The organism is Neotamlana sedimentorum, from assembly GCF_000943565.1.
Classification (GTDB): domain Bacteria; phylum Bacteroidota; class Bacteroidia; order Flavobacteriales; family Flavobacteriaceae; genus Neotamlana; species Neotamlana sedimentorum.
In genome coordinates, this window is the sequence record NZ_JTDW01000008.1 from 25,258 (window position 1) to 41,940 (window position 16,683).

A 16,683-nucleotide genomic window follows, 5' to 3' on the forward strand; every position below is an offset into this window, starting at 1 on the left:
AAACCCTTAGTCGTACAAAAGGTAATTTGCTCTCGTAACATTAAAACTTTTCAACCCTTTTTGCCAAGTGGCTTTAATTTCGCCTTCGGTTAAACCAGCTTCAATTTGTTTTTGTAAATCTTTTGTTCCTGCAAGTTTCACAAAAAAGTTATTAAAAAATTTACTTTTATCTGAGGTGTTTTTGTAAGCTTCAATTAACCAAGTAAGCTTTAATTCATTCAATTTTTCGTATTGTGTTAAATCTACTCCGTAACATAATTCGTTTTTGTGTTTTGGATATTTAGCACCTTCGTTAGGTTGTGGTGTAAAGGTGAACGAAAACACTCCAGAATTTAAAAACGGACTCCCAAAAACCTGAAATTGCGTAGCCGTACCACGACCTGCACTAACATTCGTACCTTCAAAAAAGCATAAACTTGCATATAAATTTATAGCTTGAGCATTGGGCAAATTTGGGCTAGGTTTAATCGGCAAACTATAGGTTTTATTGTGCTTGTAATGCTTCATTGGAATTACAGTTAAATCACATTCAACACCATTTTTTAGCCATTTTTCACCATTAATCATTTTTGCATATTCGCCAATAGTCATACCATGAACCACAGGAATAGGATGCATACCAACAAAACTCTGGTTTTCAATTTCCAAAATCGGACCATCAATAATATGTCCATTCGGGTTTGGTCTATCAAAAATGATAACAGGTATATTCGCTTCGGCGCAAGCTTCCATAACATAATGCAACGAAGAAATATAAGTGTAAAATCGTGCGCCAACATCTTGAATATCGAAAATAACCGCATCCAATGCTTGCAACTGCTCTGGTTTAGGCTTTTTATTATTGCCGTAAAGCGACACAATAGGCAACCCTGTTTTGGTATCAATGCCATCTTTAACAATTTCTCCAGCATCAGCTTTTCCTCGAAAGCCATGTTCGGGTGCAAAAACTTGTTTTACATCAATTTGCAACGCAAGTAAGGAATCTACCAAATGCGTATATCCCCTATCTTTAAAATTTTCCGACTTAAAAACAACACTCGTTTGGTTGGCTACTACGCCAACGCGTTTTCCTTTTAATAAAGTCAAATAGCTATCAGTTCTATTAGCTCCAACAACTATGCTGGTATCAATCTTTATTTCTAGCTGTTTCTCTATACTTTCAATATTTTCTTTCTTAGCTTTATGCGCACAAGAAATAAATAAAACAAACCCAATTACTATCGGGAATAAAACTGTATTTTTGATAACTTTAAACGGCATCATATATTTTGAATTACGAGTATTTTATAGCAAAACGCTTAATTGGTAGTAAAGCGTATAAAAGTAGTATTTCGGCGCCAATAATAAAAATTGGCATTGCAGCAATTGCAATTGGAATTGTAGTCATGATGATTGCCATTGCAACAGGTATTGGCTTGCAACAAAAAATTCGCGACAAGGTTGTGGCTTTCAACGGTCATGCAACTATAACTAATTACGACAGCAACAATTCGCAAGAAAGTGTTTTTCCTATTTCTATAAATCAAGAGTTTTATCCCGAGTTTAACGATGTAGAAGGTGTAACTCACATTCAAGGTGTTGCCACAAAATTTGGAGTAATTCGTACCGAAACCGATTTTGAAGGCGTCGTTTACAAAGGCGTTGGCAACGATTATAACTGGCAATATTTTCAAGAATTTTTAATTGAAGGTAAACTGCCTAACCTAGAAAAAAAATGGAGCGAAGACGTTTTAATTTCGCAATATTTAGCCAACAGATTAAACTTTAAGGTAGGCGACCAATTTCAAATGGTGTTTGCTAAAAACGACCCCGAAAAGCTACCTAATTATGTAAAATGTAATATTGTTGGCATTTACAATTCAGGCTTTCAAGACCTCGACAAACAATTTTTAATTGGTAATTTACGGCATATTCAACGACTCAACCAATGGGAAAGCGACCAAATAGGAAACTTCGAAGTTTTTATAAACGATTTTTCTAAAATTGAAGAAAAAGGAGTCGAAATTTTCCAAAACACCCCGTCAACATTAAACACAACAACAGTTACCACAAAATTTGCTTCAATTTTCGAGTGGATAAACATTTTCGATAAAAATATTTACGGCATTATTGGCATCATGATACTGGTGGCAGGCATTAACATGATTACAGCATTATTGGTTTTAATATTAGAGCGTACCCAAATGATTGGTATTTTAAAAGCCTTAGGCAGCAACAATTGGAGCATTCGAAAATTATTTCTATACAACGCCTCGTACCTAATTTTGTTAGGTTTATTTTGGGGCAACCTCATAGGTTTAGGCCTACTTTTTGCCCAAAAATATTTAAAATTATTTCCACTCGATCCCAGTGTTTATTACGTTACCGAAGCGCCTGTTTATATAAGTTTTGGTTACATTTTAGCACTAAATTTGGGCACACTCGTATTGTGTATGGCAATGCTTTTGGTGCCGTCTTACCTCATCACTAAAATAGCTCCAGTAAAAGCCATTAGGTTTACTTAATTTTTTGGGCGCTACCCCAAAGTTTTGGGGTCGGGCTTTCACTACTCGCTTCACGCTAAGGCGCGAGAGCTCAAACACACCGTTCAATCCCTAGCGCACTAGCTAACTTCAATACAAGTTTATACTTTCAAATTAATATTTCAATAATCAAAAATTATAATTACACGATTTAATTATAAGTTTTTCTTATCTAGATATTAAAAATTCATTTAAGTCATCCGTGTAAAATTTCAATACTAATTGTAAATTTGATTTATAAAAAAACAACAACATGAAACTCGTATTATCACCCGCCAAGTCGTTAGATTTTGAAAGTGAATTACCTATAAACACTCACACCGAAGCTCAATTTTTAAAGCAAGCAGAACGCTTAAATAAGCTTTTAAAAAAGAAATCGGCAAAAAGTTTATCGAAACTCATGAGCATTTCCGAGGCGTTAGGACAATTAAACTACGAGCGCAATCAATCTTGGGAATTACCATTTAACCCAAACAATGCACGACCTGCGGCTTACGCCTTTAATGGCGATGTGTACCGCGGCTTAAACGCTTATACCATTCCTTCAGATAAAATAGAAACTTTTAAAAATACCGTTCGTATTCTTTCTGGTTTATACGGCATTTTAAAACCAACCGATTTAATACAACCGTATCGCCTTGAAATGGGAACAAAAATGCCTGTTGGAGTTAAAAAAAACCTATATGAATTCTGGAAAAAAGATATTACCACGGCACTAAATAACGAACTTGAAGACGACGAGTTATTTTTAAATTTAGCCAGCAACGAGTACTTTAAAGCCATCGATACAAAAGCATTAAAAGTACCCGTGGTTACAGCCAATTTTAAAGATTTTAAAAATGGCGAATACAAAATTATTTCATTTTTTGCTAAAGAAGCTCGCGGACTTATGGCACGATACATTATTGATACAAACGCCAAAACTATCGACGATTTAAAAGGGTTTAATTACGAAGGTTATGGGTTTAGCGAAAGTATGTCTAAACCAAACAGTTTAGTTTTTATTAGATAATATATTTTCGTAATATTACGAAAAACACAGCATGTATTACCTAATTTTAGCGCTTCAAGGCTATTGCATATACCATATGGTAAAAAACAGAACTCCTTATTATTGGGTGTTTCTAATTTTATTTTTACCTGTAATTGGCTGTATTATTTATTTAGTTACGCAAGTTTATAACAAACGAGATGCCGAAAAAATAACTTCGGACATCACCAACATTATAAACCCAACCAAAAAAATTAAAGATTTAGAAAACAAGCTAGCCTTTTCTGAAACCTACCAAAACAGAATTGATCTTGCCGATGCTTTTTTAGAAATAAAAGATTACAACAACGCTATTTCGCATTATAAAGAAGCTTTAAAAGATACATCGCAAAATAATTTTTATGCAACCACACAATTAATAAACGCATACTTTAGAATCGACGATTTTGAAAACATTATAGCTTACGCCGAAACCATAAAACACCAAAGTGAATTTAAAAAATCGAAATCGCAGTTTTATTACGGTATGGCGCTTAAACATTTAAATAAAATTGAAGAAGCCGAAATTAATTTAAAAGCCATCGATATTAGGTATTCCTTTTATGAAGAACGCTTAGCTTTAGCCAAATTTTTATTTGATATAAAAAAGGAAACCGAAGCTAAAGAAATATTAAACGAAATTTATAATGAATCGCGACATATGACAAAAACGAACAAGCGTTTATATAAATCGACGATTATAGATGTTGAAAAATTAATAAAAGAATTAAATTAATTATTTAGGCGTTGCCTTATTACCAATACTTATTTTTTTCTCAACCGATGGTTTCTTTTTAATACGAGGACGTCTGCTACCAAAAGTACCGCGGTGTATTTTACCTCGTTTTGTTTTTTTATCTCCTTTTCCCATAATAATTTGTTTATTTTGTTAGCAATAAACTACAAAAAATAACAACGCAAGTCAAATTTAAACGTGTTTAAACACAAGCATCCATACCAGCCATTTATTCAAGCAGATACCGAAAAACTTATCGTGGGCACCTTGCCGCCTCCTCGGTTTTCAATAGGCGAACTTTTAGAAAAAGATGTCGATTTTTGCTACGGAAGTTATTACAATTCCCTTTGGTTATTTATCGATAAAATTCATAATCTAAATTTGAGATATGATAATTCTGAAGAAGCCGTACAACAGCGTAAAAACTTTTTAATACAACATAAAATAGGTGTTTGCGATATCGTTGCTAGTTGTGAACGCGAAAAAATTGATGCTTCAGATTTAGGAATGACAAACATTAAACTGCGCGATGTTATTGGCTATTTACATCAATTTCCAAATGTAAACACACTGCTATTTACCGGCGGAAACAGCAAAAATGGTCCGGAATATTTCTTCAGAAAACATTTAAAAACCTATGGCTTAAAATTGAATTTAGTAACTAATGAAGTACCACGAATACACGAATTTACACTTTGCCATCCTGAACTTGATTCAGAAGCTCAACAAAAACAACGTAAAATAAAAACTGTTTCGTTAACCTCAAGCTCTGGAGCGGCTAATATTTCAATTAGCAGAATTCCACTGTATCGTCAATTAAAAGCCAAAAACCCCGATTTTAATACCTTCGATTTTCGAGTGCTTCAGTATCGTGAGTTTTTATAAATTAAAATAATAATACCTTATTTAGGTTCTCGTAAAATCTTTTCCATTTTTCGGCCACGTGCTAATTCATCAATTAATTTATCTAAATAGCGGGCTTGTTTGGTTAAAACAGTTTCAATGTCCTCTATTCTATAACCACAAATAACACCTGTTATTAAATGTGCGTTTGGGTTAATTTTAGCCCTTTCAAAAAAGGTTTTAAAAGTTACTTTTTCGGCAATGAGTTCCTGTAGCTTCGTTTCGTTAAAACCAGTAAGCCATTCAATAACTTGGTGCAATTCTTCAATTGTTCTGCCCTTTTTTTCAACTTTTGTTACATAATGTGGGTAAACCGAAGCAAAAGTCATGTTCGCAATACGTGCATCGTGTTCTGGTGTTGTTGCCATAATTTAATTATTTAGTTGTGTTTTCTATATCACTAATATGGTGTTCTAGGGCTTTTACAGATATTTGAATTTCAAAAACCAATAAAGCCAATGAAATTATTAACAACAATAAAGCCATACCAAATACCCAAACTGCGACATTTTGTTGCTCTATATAAATTAAAAACATAGTTAATACACAAAACAATAAACTGCTAATACCAAAAATTTGCATATATCGTGTTAAATACAATCGGGTTTTAATGTTTTTAATTTGAGCCATCAATACCGAGTCTTTTTCTTTTTTATACTTATCGTGCAAACTCCTAATTACCGATGCGTATGCCAAAAACCTATTGGTATAAGCCAGCATAATTAACGAAATTGCCGAAAACAATAAGGCCGGCGTAGTAAGTGTTAATTGTTCCATAATTATTTTTTTCGCTGTTTATAGCTATCGTGTAATCCCATGCCGTTTAAAATTAATGCTGTACATTTTTCTATTCTAGATAGTCGTGTTTTTACTTGTTTGGGTTGCGAAAAATACAAAATATAACCACGTTGTCTCCCTGGAGTTAAATTATTAAAAGCCAATTTAAAAACCGGATCATCTTCAAATTTCGTCTCTAACTCTTCTGGTATTGGTTCTGTATTTTTCTTAAATTCTATTTTTAAACCAGCCTTTTCAACCTCAATAGCTTCAAATATATAGGTTTTAATATCCGTTTCAATTGCTTTTATATCTTCTAAATTAGTAAACTTAAATAAACGTACGGCTCGTGAGTTTTCTCCTGGTTTCACTAAATGTTTTTTTACATCGGCTAATAAAACGCCTTTAAAAAACCCAATGGAACAGAAATTTTTAAAAGCACTAATATTTAAAACATTCTTGTTCTTGTATGTATAACAAGGCACACCCCATTTACAGGTTTCGGTTAAACCGCATTGTAAAACTATATTTTGCAATAGTTGGAGCTCTTGTTTCCAAGTATGCACTTTACAATCGGGCGTTGCAGCAAGAGTACATCTACCGCAACCTTCAATAAAATAATTTTCAACCAATGTATTCATTTAACTAAACTTATAATTAGGATCAATATAACTTTATTAAAAACAAAATCAAATATGAACTTAAATTACAATTAAAAAAAGACCTCTAAAAAACTGATAAATTGACAGTTATACAAACATATCATAAGAAATATTGACACAAAAACGTTAATAAAAATTTAAAATTAATGACAAGACAAAAGGATAAATTAACTGGTATTTTTTTTGTTACGCCATAAATGTAAAATTGAAAAAATAAATGTTTAACTTAAAATTTTTAACAATGAGTAATTTAGTGACATTACCAAAAAATGGAAGTTTAACAAAAAAAGATAATATGTCTAACTTCCCATCTTTATCAAGTTGGTTTAATGATTTTGGGTTTAACGAATTTCCTTCGTTATTCTCTACTAACTTTAACACCGGAATTACCTTACCTAAGGTAAATATAAAAGATGAAGCAGATGCCTTTATTGTAGAAATGGCTGTTCCTGGTTTAAAAAAACAAGACTTTAATATTAACCTTGATAACAATACTTTAGCTATTTCTACTGAATTGAAAGATGAAAATGAAACCGAAAAAGACAACTACACTCGTAGAGAATTTGGTTACTCTTCTTTTAAGCGTTCTTTTGTATTACCAGACTCTGTTGATAACGATAATATAAAAGCCAACTACAACGACGGTATTTTAACTGTAACCCTTCCTAAACGTGAAGAAGCAAAGCAAAAACCCGCAAGAAATATCAAGATTTCTTAATATTTAATCTAAAAAACAAGAAAAGCCGTCTTAAAAGACGGCTTTTTTTTTAATAACATAAAAATTACTCATATTCGAATTTCTAAACATGACCAAAATCATAGTTCGCGGCGATCCTATATTATACTTTTGAAGTATTAAATTTTATACGTCATGAAAGCTAAAAAAAACCCAGAATTAGAAGTTGGAAGAAACAGTAGTTTGTATTTCGCAATAGGTTTAAATTTAATGTTACTATTGTCTTGGAGTGCACTTGAGTATAGAACGTATGAAAAGGATGACTATGTGATGGAAGTTCTAGATGTTGAATATAAAATTGAAGATGATATCCCAATTGTAAAAATGAAAAATCCAACTCCTCCGCCGCCACCTCCTGCTTCTGCTCCAGAAGTCATTGAAATTATTGAAGATGCACAAGACATTGAGGAAACTGTTATTGAAAGTACAGAAGTTGGACAAAATGATGCCATTGAAGCATTTGAAGTAGTTGATGTTGATGCGGTTGAAGTGGTAGAGGTTGAAGAAGAAGTAGAAGTTGCTTTTGCGTTAATTGAAGATGTTCCTGTTTTCCCAGGTTGTGAAGGTTTGAATAGAGCCAAAGCTGTAAAATGTTTTCAAGAAAAAATGCAAGATCATGTTTTGAAAAATTTTCAATATCCTGAAGCTGCTATGCAATTAGGTATTCAAGGTCGTGTCTCTGTAGTGTTTGTTATAGACCCTAACGGTTATACAACAAACATTCGATCAAGAGGTCCAGATAAAATTTTAGAAAAAGAAGCCGAACGTATTGTAAGCTTACTTCCAAAAATGATTCCTGGAAAACAAAGAGGAAAACCTGTTAAAGTAACTTATGGTGTACCTATTTATTTTAAATATCAAGCTAATTAATTTACAATCTAAACATTAAAACCATAAAAACTAAGGCCTTTAAAGCCTTAGTTTTTTTTTTGTATAGCCTCAAATTTAATCCTTATATACAATTCAGTATAAAAAAATCACAATTCGGTTATGGTAATTTTAAAAATCAATCCTTCCTAAGGATATTTGTAATATAATTAAAAGTTACTTTTAGTATTTTAAAACACAAAACTTAAAAACACCATGACAAAATCTGTAAAAAACATATTAATAACTTTTATAATAGGGTGTATTGTTTTTGTAATTGGCACTGTACTATCGGGTGGATTTAAGTTTGATAACACCGCCGAAAACATAACAAATTTCGCTTTTTACCAATTGTATGCTTTTGTTTTAGGTTATTCTAACATGATGTTTTTCGGTTTTTTAAATCGCAGAAACTGGAAAAAAACCGATACTATTAAACGCATTATTATAGGTGTTACAGGCGCTACTATTTTAACCTTAATTGGGTTATTTATTTTAAGAGCTTTAACCGCGTTAATTATGTACCACCAAACTTTTAATGAGTTTATTACACACGAGAAATTTGCCTATTATAAGTTTGGCTTATGGATTACATTAACGATTATTGCAGTTTTTCATGTCATTTACTTTTACAACAAATACCAGCAAAACCGTATAAAAGAACAAAAAGTAATTGCAGGTACTGCCAGTGCCAAGTTTGATGCTTTAAAAAACCAATTAGACCCACATTTTTTGTTTAATAGTTTAAATGTACTTACCAGCTTAATTGAAGAAAACCCCGAAAGTGCTCAAAAATTCACAACGTCTTTATCTAAAGTATACCGTTATGTTTTAGAGCAAAAAAACAAAGAATTAGTAACGGTTGACGAAGAACTTAAATTTGCCAAAACCTACATGTCCCTTTTAAAAATGCGCTTTGAAGACAGCATTATATTTAACATGCCAGAACAAGCTAGCAACCCAGAAAGCAAAGTGGTACCGTTATCGTTGCAATTATTATTAGAAAATGCCGTAAAACACAACATGGTAACAAGCAGCAAACCACTACATATAAATATTTACGAACAACAAGACAGCTTAATAGTAGAAAACAACTTGCAGCCTAAACAAATAGTTAAAAAAAGTAGCGGTGTTGGTTTAAGTAACATAAAAGAACGCTACCAATTATTAACGCATAAAAAAGTATTCATTAATCAAGAAGCAAACAGTTTTGCAGTAGCAATACCTATGCTAACCAAACAATTATCAGTTATGAAAACAATTAACACAAAATCAAATTTTGGCGATAGTTACGTGCGAGCACGCGACTACGTAAACGAACTAAAAGGCTTTTATTACAGCTTAATATGCTATTTGGTAATTATTCCTTTTTTAATTTACATTAATTATAACACGTATTGGGGCGTAAAATGGTTCTGGTTCCCCATGTTAGGCTGGGGAGTTGGTTTAGTTTTACAAGCATTTAAAGTTTTTGTAAATAATGGCGCTTTTGGTCGAGACTGGGAAAAGCGAAAAATTGAACAATTTATTCGTGAAGAAGAAGATAATAAACGTTGGAACTAAAAAGTAAAAATCATGGAAAATAAAGATATGCAACCTTATAACAGCGCGTTTAAAAACAATGAATTCATAAAAGAAGAAGCCTACCTTCGCGCTAAAGAAAAAGTAAAAAAAATAGTAGGTTTTTATTGGCATTTGGCCGTTTTTATAGTAGTAAATGCTTTTATAATAATTACAATTGTAGTTAATGGTGGTGGCTTATGGAGCTTTGGCACTTGGGCAACACCACTATTTTGGGGTATTGGTTTACTCTTCCATTTTTTAGGCGTTTTTGGTGTTACTTTCCTTTTTGGAAAAGATTGGGAAGAACGTAAAATTCGTGAGTTTATGGAAAAAGACAAAACCAATTGGGAATAATAAATTATTACAATAACTAAGCAACCAAAATTATGAATGTAATTATTATTGAAGATGAAAAACCTTCGGCACGTCGTTTACAACGTATGCTCGAAAAACTAAATATTAAAACTCAAACACTTTTACACTCTGTTGAAGAATCTTTAGAATGGTTTAGCAACAATGCGCATCCAGATTTAATTTTTCTAGATATACAATTAAGCGATGGCTTATCGTTCGAAATTTTTGAAGCAATTGATATTAAATCGCCAGTTATTTTTACAACAGCATACGATGAATATGCATTGCAAGCTTTCAAACTTAACAGTATCGATTATTTACTTAAACCTATTGATGAAGATGATTTGGCTACGGCTGTAAAAAAATATCAAGAACGCCAACCACAAAAACAAGCGGTTACTTTAGATTTTAACGACATTAAGAAACTATTAGTTAACCCAATAGATCGCGAGTATAAAAAGCGCTTTTCGGTAAAAGTAGGACAGCATTTAAAACTTATTTCAATTGATGATATTGAGTGTTTTTTTAGTGAAAACAAAGGCACTTATTTACACACCATAGAAGGCAGAAACTATTTACTTGACACCACATTAGAGCTTTTAGAAAACGAGTTAGAACCACAAACTTTTTTTAGAATTAACCGCAAGTTTTACGTAAACATTAACGCCATAAAAGATATGGTAAGCTATACCAACTCCCGTTTGCAAATAAAACTTAAAACATACAACGAACAAGAGGTTATTGTGGCTCGCGAACGTGTAAAAGATTTTAAAGCTTGGTTGGAGTAGTTATTTAAGAACTAATTTAAATTGTAAATATGGTTTTAAATTGCTCGCAAACAATAATCATATTTTGTGACGGTTTTTCGCCTTTAACGGCCATTTCTCTGGTGTAAAATGCCCAATGCACATCTTGCCAATATTTTAGCGATTTATCGCCTTCGCCCTCAATTTTAGCATAGTTTGCAGTTATTTTATTAAATGGAATTTGCTCTACTTTTAGGGTTTTAATTATAGCCTTGGCCTCACCACTCCAACTGGTTATTATGTTTAAATCGCCAACTTTTGGCAATGCATAATTATAAGTTTTAAACCACCAAAGCGATGTTGATGTGGCTTGTTTTACACCTTTTACAACGAGGTTAGTACAATCGTTAGCATCGGTTTGGTTATCGCAGAAATACCAAGCTTCGGGGCGATTATAATTTTTATATTCTGGATTTGCTTTTATAAAGTTATTCCATAATGTTTGTACCGATGTGTTATTAAAGGTTTTCATGTGTACAAAATACTATAATTTATACAAAGCTTGCGTTAAGGATTGCAGAGGAAAGCCCACAGGGAGGCACGACCGAGGACTTGCAACGGAAAGCCTGACCCCGACACTTCGGGGTAACGCCCAAATAATTAAACTCTAATTTTATAAGATGATAAGCTATAAATGAAACCCTGAAATAAATTCAGGGTGACAATAGATGTTTTAAAAATTAAGGTTTGCGCTTTCGCAGAAGTAAAAAAACAATAATCTATTTAAAAATCGAACTTATAGGTTGCTCCTGCTAAAAGTTGAATGCCCTGAACTGGGAAATTCTGCCATTTTTGGTAGCTATTATTTGCTAAATTATTTCCTTTGGCGTACACAGAAAATTTATCGTTTATGTGATATCCAACATGTGCATTCGCATCAAAAAAGCTATCTAAAGTTACGGTTTGTATAGTTGGTGTACTTTCCATAGCTATTAAATCTTTACGCTCGCCTACATAAAATAAATTGGCTCCAGCAAACCAATTTTGGTCTATTTGGTAATCGAAAAACAACGATCCTTTTATGTCTGGTAAGTTCCAGACTTCGGTCTGTGTTTTGGCATCGTAGCCAAAATATTCGGCTTTTAAACCTAATTTAAAGTTACGACTAACATCGACATTGATTTCGCCAGATACGCCAAAAGTATCTACGTTATCGTAAATAACGGCGAAGGAATTTCCGTATTCGTAAGCTTCGGTAGCCGATAAATCTTTTATGGCATTTGTAATAAACAAGGCTTTGTTTTTATTGGCCTTGTAATGTCCACTTATGCTGTAACTCATATTGCTAGATAATTTACCTTTTAAACCTATAAACGCATTATACAAATTATCGGTTGGCGCAATATTTAAAGTTGGTGATACAAATGGGTTTTCGCTAGCAAAACCGTAATACGAATTTTGGTTTAAATCGCCTTGAACACCACCGTAAACAATTAAAACATCGTTTACTAAGCGATACGTAGCCGTTACATTTGGATACAAATAGAATTTATTATCGCCTGTTTCGGTATCGTTTAAATAATAGGTAGACACTCCTAAGTTTAAGGTTAAATCGTCGCGTTTAAGCTGATATGTTGGCGAAAGCCCAACGAAGAAATTACCATAATTTAACTCGTCTGTTGTAAAATAATTTCTATCGAAAGTTCCTCCTAAATAATCGAAGGTTAAACCTGTTGAAATTTCGATATCGTTTATTGGAATATCGACCTTGGTATTTACAACAAACCTATTTTCGCCCGAGCCTTGATTATCGCCAAAACGACGAAATTTAAAATCGGCCGATTTAATATAAGTATCTTCAAAAGTAATATCGCCACCAAAATGAGCATTATAAAACATATGGTCGACCGCAGGATTATTGGTTTGTACGATTAAAACTTGTGATTCTGGCACACCATACCAATTGTAAACTTGGTGCTGAAAACCTCCTTCTACATTCCACGCGTAATCGCGCATACGACTGCTGTAGTTTACATTAATTTTTGAGTTTGAAAAATGATCGTCGAACTCGACACCTTCAATGCCGCCTTGCGATGAATGATGACTTACATAACCGCCAATACTTTCGTTACGATTTAGCGCATGATTTAAATACACCTCGCCTAAAAGCGTGGTATATGTTCCTACTCCTAAAGTCGCATAATTATCAAAAATTTTAGCCGGTTCGCGCTTTTCTACAACCGCTGCTTTACCTTTTGCAGGTGTAAATGTTGAAGCTACAGGAAAGGAGAAAATATTATATTTTACATCCTTTTTAGTTTCGGTGGTTTCGTCGTCGAGTTTTGGAGTTTCACGAACCTTAAACGCATCGGAAATAGTTGGTGAATATGGTTTAACAACATCTATTACTCCTGTATTTATAGTATCGTTTTCTCTACTTTGAGCAAACGATAGCGTTGTAATTAAAACGACAAATACTGCTGAAATATGTTTTATTTGCTTTCGCATGAATTCTATTTTTTATTTTTTAATTCCGCAAAAGCGGACATTTTTTTGATTTATTTTGACTGATGTTTTTTACACTAGTTACCAAACTTCGTGTAACATTAACTAAACTAATCTTCGGTTTCGATTGATGAGTTTGTTTTAGCTTCTTCGGTTTTTATTTTCTTTAATTCTGCTTTCGCTTCGGTTACTACGTCGTCGAAATCTGGAAAATTTTGAATCACACTTTCTAAAATATAAGTGGCTTGAAAAGCATCTTTTAAAGCGTAAAAGTTTTTGGCCATAAGCACCAATCCTTTTGCACTGTAATATTTATAGCCCGAAAAATCTTTGGCTAATTTTTGTACGGCCGTGTTCGATGCTTCGTATTTTGCTTCTTTATTTTTAAAATAGGCATTGTAATATAAGGCTTCGGCTGCGGTTTCGCCAGTAGCTACTTTTTCAACTTCGGCAAAGGCTGTTTTGGCTTTAGCTTCATTGTTTGTTTTTATAGCCGAACGTGCAATTATTACGTGCGCATCACTTTTTATTTTGTTATCAATTTTAGAGCTAACGAGCACTTTTTCCGCGTAAGCGACAGCCTCGTTATAATTTTCTAATTGATAATTAGCTTTCATTAAATTAGACTGTGCAAACACTACGTTTTGCGGGAAATTTGCTTCGGCTTCCAATCGTTTTAACACTGGAATAGCATTTTTCCAGCTTTTCTTTTCTAAATGAAACTGCGATAACCGCGTTAATGCTTCTTCGGTATATTCGTTTTGCGTTGCCTCAACTATGTATTGGTAATGCGGTGCTGCATTTTCTAACAAATCTTTTTTGTAGTACAACTGCGCAATGTAAAAATGCGCTTGTAATGCATGCAATCCGTTAGGAAACTGACTTAAATAGCCGTTAAATTGTTTAATGGCTCTGTCGGTATTGCCATCTACATATTGTTTTTCGGCTGCCTCGTAGGTTGTATTATCTAAATCGGAATCGGTAATTTCAACATAATCTAAAGTTTTTACCCAAGCCGCATATTCATCTACTTGACCCAAATCGATATAAATTAAACGTGCTGTAGAAACCGCTTGAACCGCTTCTGGTGAACCTGCATAATTACTGGCCACATTTTTAAATTTAACCAACGCATCTTGGTTTTGACTCGCATTGTAATAAATTAATCCTTGGCGTAACAAGGCTTTTGGTACAAACGAACTGTTTTTATAAGCTACACTTAATTTATTGTAGGTTGCGTGTGCTTTTTGAGTTTGACCATCTTTTACATAAGAATTACCGAGTTCGTACATAGCGTCGTCTCTCAATTTTGAATTTGGATAATTTTTAATAAAAGCTTCTAACTCACTTATTTTTTTTGAAGATTGCCCCGCATAACCAACACTTAAGGCTTTTTGAAAAAATGCATAATCGGATTCTATTTCGTTTAGCTTAATTGCATTTTGATAAGCATCGATGGCATTGTTATATTCACTAGACACGAAATAACCATCGCCTAATCGTAAATACGCATCGTTAAGTCTTACCTTATCTTCTTTATGATTGCTAATAAATTGGTTGAAATAGGTTGTAGCTTGGGTATAACTTTTTAGTTTAAAATAGGTATATGCCAAATTATAATCTAAATTTTCGAACTCTGGGGTTTCTGAAGCTTCAGTACTTTGTCCAAATTGTTTGAAACCAATTAAAGCATCATCGAAATTAGATAAGTTATAATCGGCTTCGGCTTTCCAAAATGTGGCACGCGCTGTGTAAATTGGTTCGAGAGATTCTTTTAACGAGGCATCGAATAAATTCTCGGCTTCTAAATAATCATTGTCATTATACAACTCTAAACCACGATAAAACGCCACTTTTTGGTATGCGACTTTATTATCGTAACTGTTTTTTCCTTTTAACAGTTTTAAAGCTTCGGCATAATTTTTTGAAGTAATGTAAGAATCAATTAAAAGCGTTTCGATTTCTTCACGATAACTTGTTTCTGGATATTTTTCTAAATAACCGGCCAAAACTTGAGGTGCCGATTGGTATGGATTACCTATTTCGTAACTAATTTTCGCATAATTTAACCATGCATCTTCTTGAATTTTTAAATCGAAATCCATTTCTGAAGCATTTTTAAATGCATTTAAAGCTTCTTGTTTTTTATCGAGGTGCACGTAACTTTCACCTAAATGATAATACGCGTTTTGAGCTATGCTGTTTGTACCTCCTACTATTTTATTAAACTCGTTAATGGCATTTTCGTATTCTTTTTGCTTGTAATACGTGTAACCCAACTGGTAATAATCTGTATTATTCCATTTTGCTGTTTTTTCGCGTCTTCCTTTACGACCTTTATAAGCTTTTAAATACGGCAAGGCTTCGGCATAATTTTCAAGATTAAAATAGCTTTCACCAATAATTTTTGAAAGTTCGGATACTTCGTTTTCGTCGCTAGAATCCAATCGGTCTTTTGCCAACTCTATGGCTTTTTTGAAATTACCAAGTTTAAAATTTAAATCGGCTTGATAATACGATAGCTTTTCTTTGTAACGTTCTTGGTCGCTAACTTGATCGAAATATTCGTTGGCCTCATCGTAATCGTCACCTTCGTAAGCCATAAAACCAATATAATATTTAGCTTGCGAGCCATATTCTTTAGAGCTTTCAACACGGTTTAAATATTTTTTAGCGTCCTTATATTGTTTTACTGAAAACGCCGAATAACCGTTATTGAAGTAAAATTTTTCTTTTTCGCTTCGCCCTAAAGCATTTTCGTTTACTTTGCTGTACCATTTTCTAGCATAGGCGTATTTAGAATTCTCGAAATAATAATCGGCTACATCAACATAAGCCGTGTTTTTTTTGGTACTTGTTGGATATTCTGCAACGAAATTTTCGACTAATTGGTCGGCATTCTGCTGATTTAATCGCACCGCACAATTAGCTATGTAATACGCACAGTCTGATTGTAAAATGTCCTCTTCTGCCGTTCTTTTAACACTGCTAAACAACGATTGGGCAGCTAAATATTGTTGATTATTATATAAGGACAAAGCTTTCTGGTAATCTACTAAATTACTGGTGTAGGTTGCCGATTGTTGCGCCCAAGTGGCTAATGAAAAACCAACCGCTACAACTAGGAAAAGTATGTTTTTGTAAATCATTTACAAGTCGTTTTTTAATTTGAGTATTCAAAGATAATTGAATCTAAAATGTATAACGCAACAATCGCGCTAGAATTATAAACCGAGTTATTAAATATTTAAAATAGTAAATTCTAATACATGCAACACTAAA

The 16,683-nt window shown here is 33.1% G+C and carries 17 protein-coding genes; 9 read left to right on the forward strand and 8 right to left on the reverse strand.

Annotation, left to right across the window (positions count from 1 at the left end; all coding sequences use genetic code 11):
• Positions 1–6: 6 nt before the first annotated feature.
• Positions 7–1,263 (reverse strand): exo-beta-N-acetylmuramidase NamZ family protein, encoded by a 1,257-nt coding sequence (locus PW52_RS11845; protein WP_044633174.1) that lies wholly within the window; start codon positions 1,261–1,263, stop codon positions 7–9.
• Positions 1,264–1,268: 5 nt separating this feature from the next.
• Here PW52_RS11845 and PW52_RS11850 point away from each other — a divergent pair, with 5 nt between their 5' ends.
• The 3 genes from PW52_RS11850 (at position 1,269) to PW52_RS11860 (ending at position 4,288) form a co-directional block, all read left to right on the forward strand.
• A complete protein-coding gene (locus PW52_RS11850) occupies positions 1,269–2,504 on the forward strand; it encodes an ABC transporter permease (RefSeq protein ID WP_044633175.1) in 1,236 nt (411 codons plus the stop codon).
• Positions 2,505–2,775: 271 nt separating this feature from the next.
• Positions 2,776–3,534 carry a peroxide stress protein YaaA gene (gene yaaA, locus PW52_RS11855; protein ID WP_044633176.1) on the forward strand — a complete coding sequence of 253 codons (759 nt, stop codon included), beginning with the start codon at positions 2,776–2,778 and terminating at the stop codon, positions 3,532–3,534.
• Positions 3,535–3,565: 31 nt separating this feature from the next.
• On the forward strand, positions 3,566–4,288 hold the full coding sequence (locus PW52_RS11860) for a hypothetical protein (protein ID WP_044633177.1): 723 nt from the start codon (positions 3,566–3,568) through the stop codon (positions 4,286–4,288).
• Here the strand turns inward: PW52_RS11860 and PW52_RS17395 are convergent, their stop codons facing one another.
• On the reverse strand, positions 4,289–4,423 hold the full coding sequence (locus tag PW52_RS17395) for a 30S ribosomal protein THX (RefSeq protein ID WP_082050905.1): 135 nt from the start codon (positions 4,421–4,423) through the stop codon (positions 4,289–4,291).
• Between the two features lie 63 nt (positions 4,424–4,486).
• Between PW52_RS17395 and PW52_RS11865 the strand changes: the two genes are divergently transcribed.
• A complete protein-coding gene (locus PW52_RS11865; RefSeq protein ID WP_044633178.1) occupies positions 4,487–5,173 on the forward strand; it encodes a uracil-DNA glycosylase family protein in 687 nt (228 codons plus the stop codon).
• 17 nt (positions 5,174–5,190) lie between these two features.
• Here PW52_RS11865 and PW52_RS11870 read toward each other — a convergent pair whose 3' ends face one another.
• The 3 genes from PW52_RS11870 to PW52_RS11880 are packed head-to-tail and all read right to left on the reverse strand — an operon-like array spanning position 5,191 to position 6,609.
• Positions 5,191–5,559 (reverse strand): DUF2200 domain-containing protein, encoded by a 369-nt coding sequence (locus PW52_RS11870; protein ID WP_044633179.1) that lies wholly within the window; start codon positions 5,557–5,559, stop codon positions 5,191–5,193.
• Positions 5,560–5,566: 7 nt separating this feature from the next.
• Complete coding sequence (locus PW52_RS11875; RefSeq protein WP_044633180.1) at positions 5,567–5,968, reverse strand: DUF2721 domain-containing protein; 402 nt, start codon at positions 5,966–5,968, stop codon at positions 5,567–5,569.
• A 2-nt stretch (positions 5,969–5,970) separates the two neighbouring features.
• Entirely contained in the window at positions 5,971–6,609 is a 639-nt protein-coding gene (locus PW52_RS11880; RefSeq protein ID WP_044633181.1) for a YdeI/OmpD-associated family protein, read from the reverse strand.
• A gap of 262 nt (positions 6,610–6,871) precedes the next feature.
• On the opposite strand from PW52_RS11880, the gene PW52_RS11885 reads away from it, so the two are divergent.
• The 5 genes from PW52_RS11885 to PW52_RS11905 all read left to right on the forward strand — a co-directional run bounded on the left by PW52_RS11885 (position 6,872) and on the right by PW52_RS11905 (position 10,938).
• A complete protein-coding gene (locus PW52_RS11885) occupies positions 6,872–7,348 on the forward strand; it encodes an Hsp20/alpha crystallin family protein (protein WP_044633252.1) in 477 nt (158 codons plus the stop codon).
• Positions 7,349–7,501: 153 nt separating this feature from the next.
• Positions 7,502–8,236, forward strand: coding sequence for an energy transducer TonB (locus tag PW52_RS11890; RefSeq protein WP_044633182.1), 735 nt, complete (start codon positions 7,502–7,504; stop codon positions 8,234–8,236).
• A gap of 213 nt (positions 8,237–8,449) precedes the next feature.
• Complete coding sequence (locus PW52_RS11895; RefSeq protein WP_044633183.1) at positions 8,450–9,796, forward strand: histidine kinase; 1,347 nt, start codon at positions 8,450–8,452, stop codon at positions 9,794–9,796.
• 12 nt (positions 9,797–9,808) lie between these two features.
• A complete protein-coding gene (locus PW52_RS11900) occupies positions 9,809–10,150 on the forward strand; it encodes a 2TM domain-containing protein (RefSeq protein ID WP_044633184.1) in 342 nt (113 codons plus the stop codon).
• A gap of 32 nt (positions 10,151–10,182) precedes the next feature.
• Positions 10,183–10,938 (forward strand): LytR/AlgR family response regulator transcription factor, encoded by a 756-nt coding sequence (locus PW52_RS11905; RefSeq protein ID WP_044633185.1) that lies wholly within the window; start codon positions 10,183–10,185, stop codon positions 10,936–10,938.
• A gap of 16 nt (positions 10,939–10,954) precedes the next feature.
• Here PW52_RS11905 and PW52_RS11910 read toward each other — a convergent pair whose 3' ends face one another.
• From PW52_RS11910 to PW52_RS11920, 3 genes are all read right to left on the reverse strand, one after another.
• Positions 10,955–11,428, reverse strand: coding sequence for an ASCH domain-containing protein (locus PW52_RS11910; RefSeq protein ID WP_044633186.1), 474 nt, complete (start codon positions 11,426–11,428; stop codon positions 10,955–10,957).
• 251 nt (positions 11,429–11,679) lie between these two features.
• Complete coding sequence (locus PW52_RS11915) at positions 11,680–13,404, reverse strand: porin family protein (RefSeq protein WP_044633187.1); 1,725 nt, start codon at positions 13,402–13,404, stop codon at positions 11,680–11,682.
• A 107-nt stretch (positions 13,405–13,511) separates the two neighbouring features.
• On the reverse strand, positions 13,512–16,550 hold the full coding sequence (locus PW52_RS11920) for a tetratricopeptide repeat protein (RefSeq protein WP_044633188.1): 3,039 nt from the start codon (positions 16,548–16,550) through the stop codon (positions 13,512–13,514).
• Positions 16,551–16,683 lie beyond the last annotated feature (133 nt).

What these genes read in the sequence shown, in the direction of transcription:
- PW52_RS11845 (WP_044633174.1), bottom strand. Translation starts at nt 1,263, where the DNA reads ATGATGCCGTTTAAAGTTATCAAAAATACAGTTTTATTCCCGATAGTA.
- yaaA (WP_044633176.1), top strand. Translation starts at nt 2,776, where the DNA reads ATGAAACTCGTATTATCACCCGCCAAGTCGTTAGATTTTGAAAGTGAA.
- PW52_RS11860 (WP_044633177.1), top strand. Translation starts at nt 3,566, where the DNA reads ATGTATTACCTAATTTTAGCGCTTCAAGGCTATTGCATATACCATATG.
- PW52_RS17395 (WP_082050905.1), bottom strand. Translation starts at nt 4,423, where the DNA reads ATGGGAAAAGGAGATAAAAAAACAAAACGAGGTAAAATACACCGCGGT.
- PW52_RS11870 (WP_044633179.1), bottom strand. Translation starts at nt 5,559, where the DNA reads ATGGCAACAACACCAGAACACGATGCACGTATTGCGAACATGACTTTT.
- PW52_RS11875 (WP_044633180.1), bottom strand. Translation starts at nt 5,968, where the DNA reads ATGGAACAATTAACACTTACTACGCCGGCCTTATTGTTTTCGGCAATT.
- PW52_RS11880 (WP_044633181.1), bottom strand. Translation starts at nt 6,609, where the DNA reads ATGAATACATTGGTTGAAAATTATTTTATTGAAGGTTGCGGTAGATGT.
- PW52_RS11885 (WP_044633252.1), top strand. Translation starts at nt 6,872, where the DNA reads ATGAGTAATTTAGTGACATTACCAAAAAATGGAAGTTTAACAAAAAAA.
- PW52_RS11890 (WP_044633182.1), top strand. Translation starts at nt 7,502, where the DNA reads ATGAAAGCTAAAAAAAACCCAGAATTAGAAGTTGGAAGAAACAGTAGT.
- PW52_RS11895 (WP_044633183.1), top strand. Translation starts at nt 8,450, where the DNA reads ATGACAAAATCTGTAAAAAACATATTAATAACTTTTATAATAGGGTGT.
- PW52_RS11900 (WP_044633184.1), top strand. Translation starts at nt 9,809, where the DNA reads ATGGAAAATAAAGATATGCAACCTTATAACAGCGCGTTTAAAAACAAT.
- PW52_RS11905 (WP_044633185.1), top strand. Translation starts at nt 10,183, where the DNA reads ATGAATGTAATTATTATTGAAGATGAAAAACCTTCGGCACGTCGTTTA.
- PW52_RS11910 (WP_044633186.1), bottom strand. Translation starts at nt 11,428, where the DNA reads ATGAAAACCTTTAATAACACATCGGTACAAACATTATGGAATAACTTT.
- PW52_RS11915 (WP_044633187.1), bottom strand. Translation starts at nt 13,404, where the DNA reads ATGCGAAAGCAAATAAAACATATTTCAGCAGTATTTGTCGTTTTAATT.
- PW52_RS11920 (WP_044633188.1), bottom strand. Translation starts at nt 16,550, where the DNA reads ATGATTTACAAAAACATACTTTTCCTAGTTGTAGCGGTTGGTTTTTCA.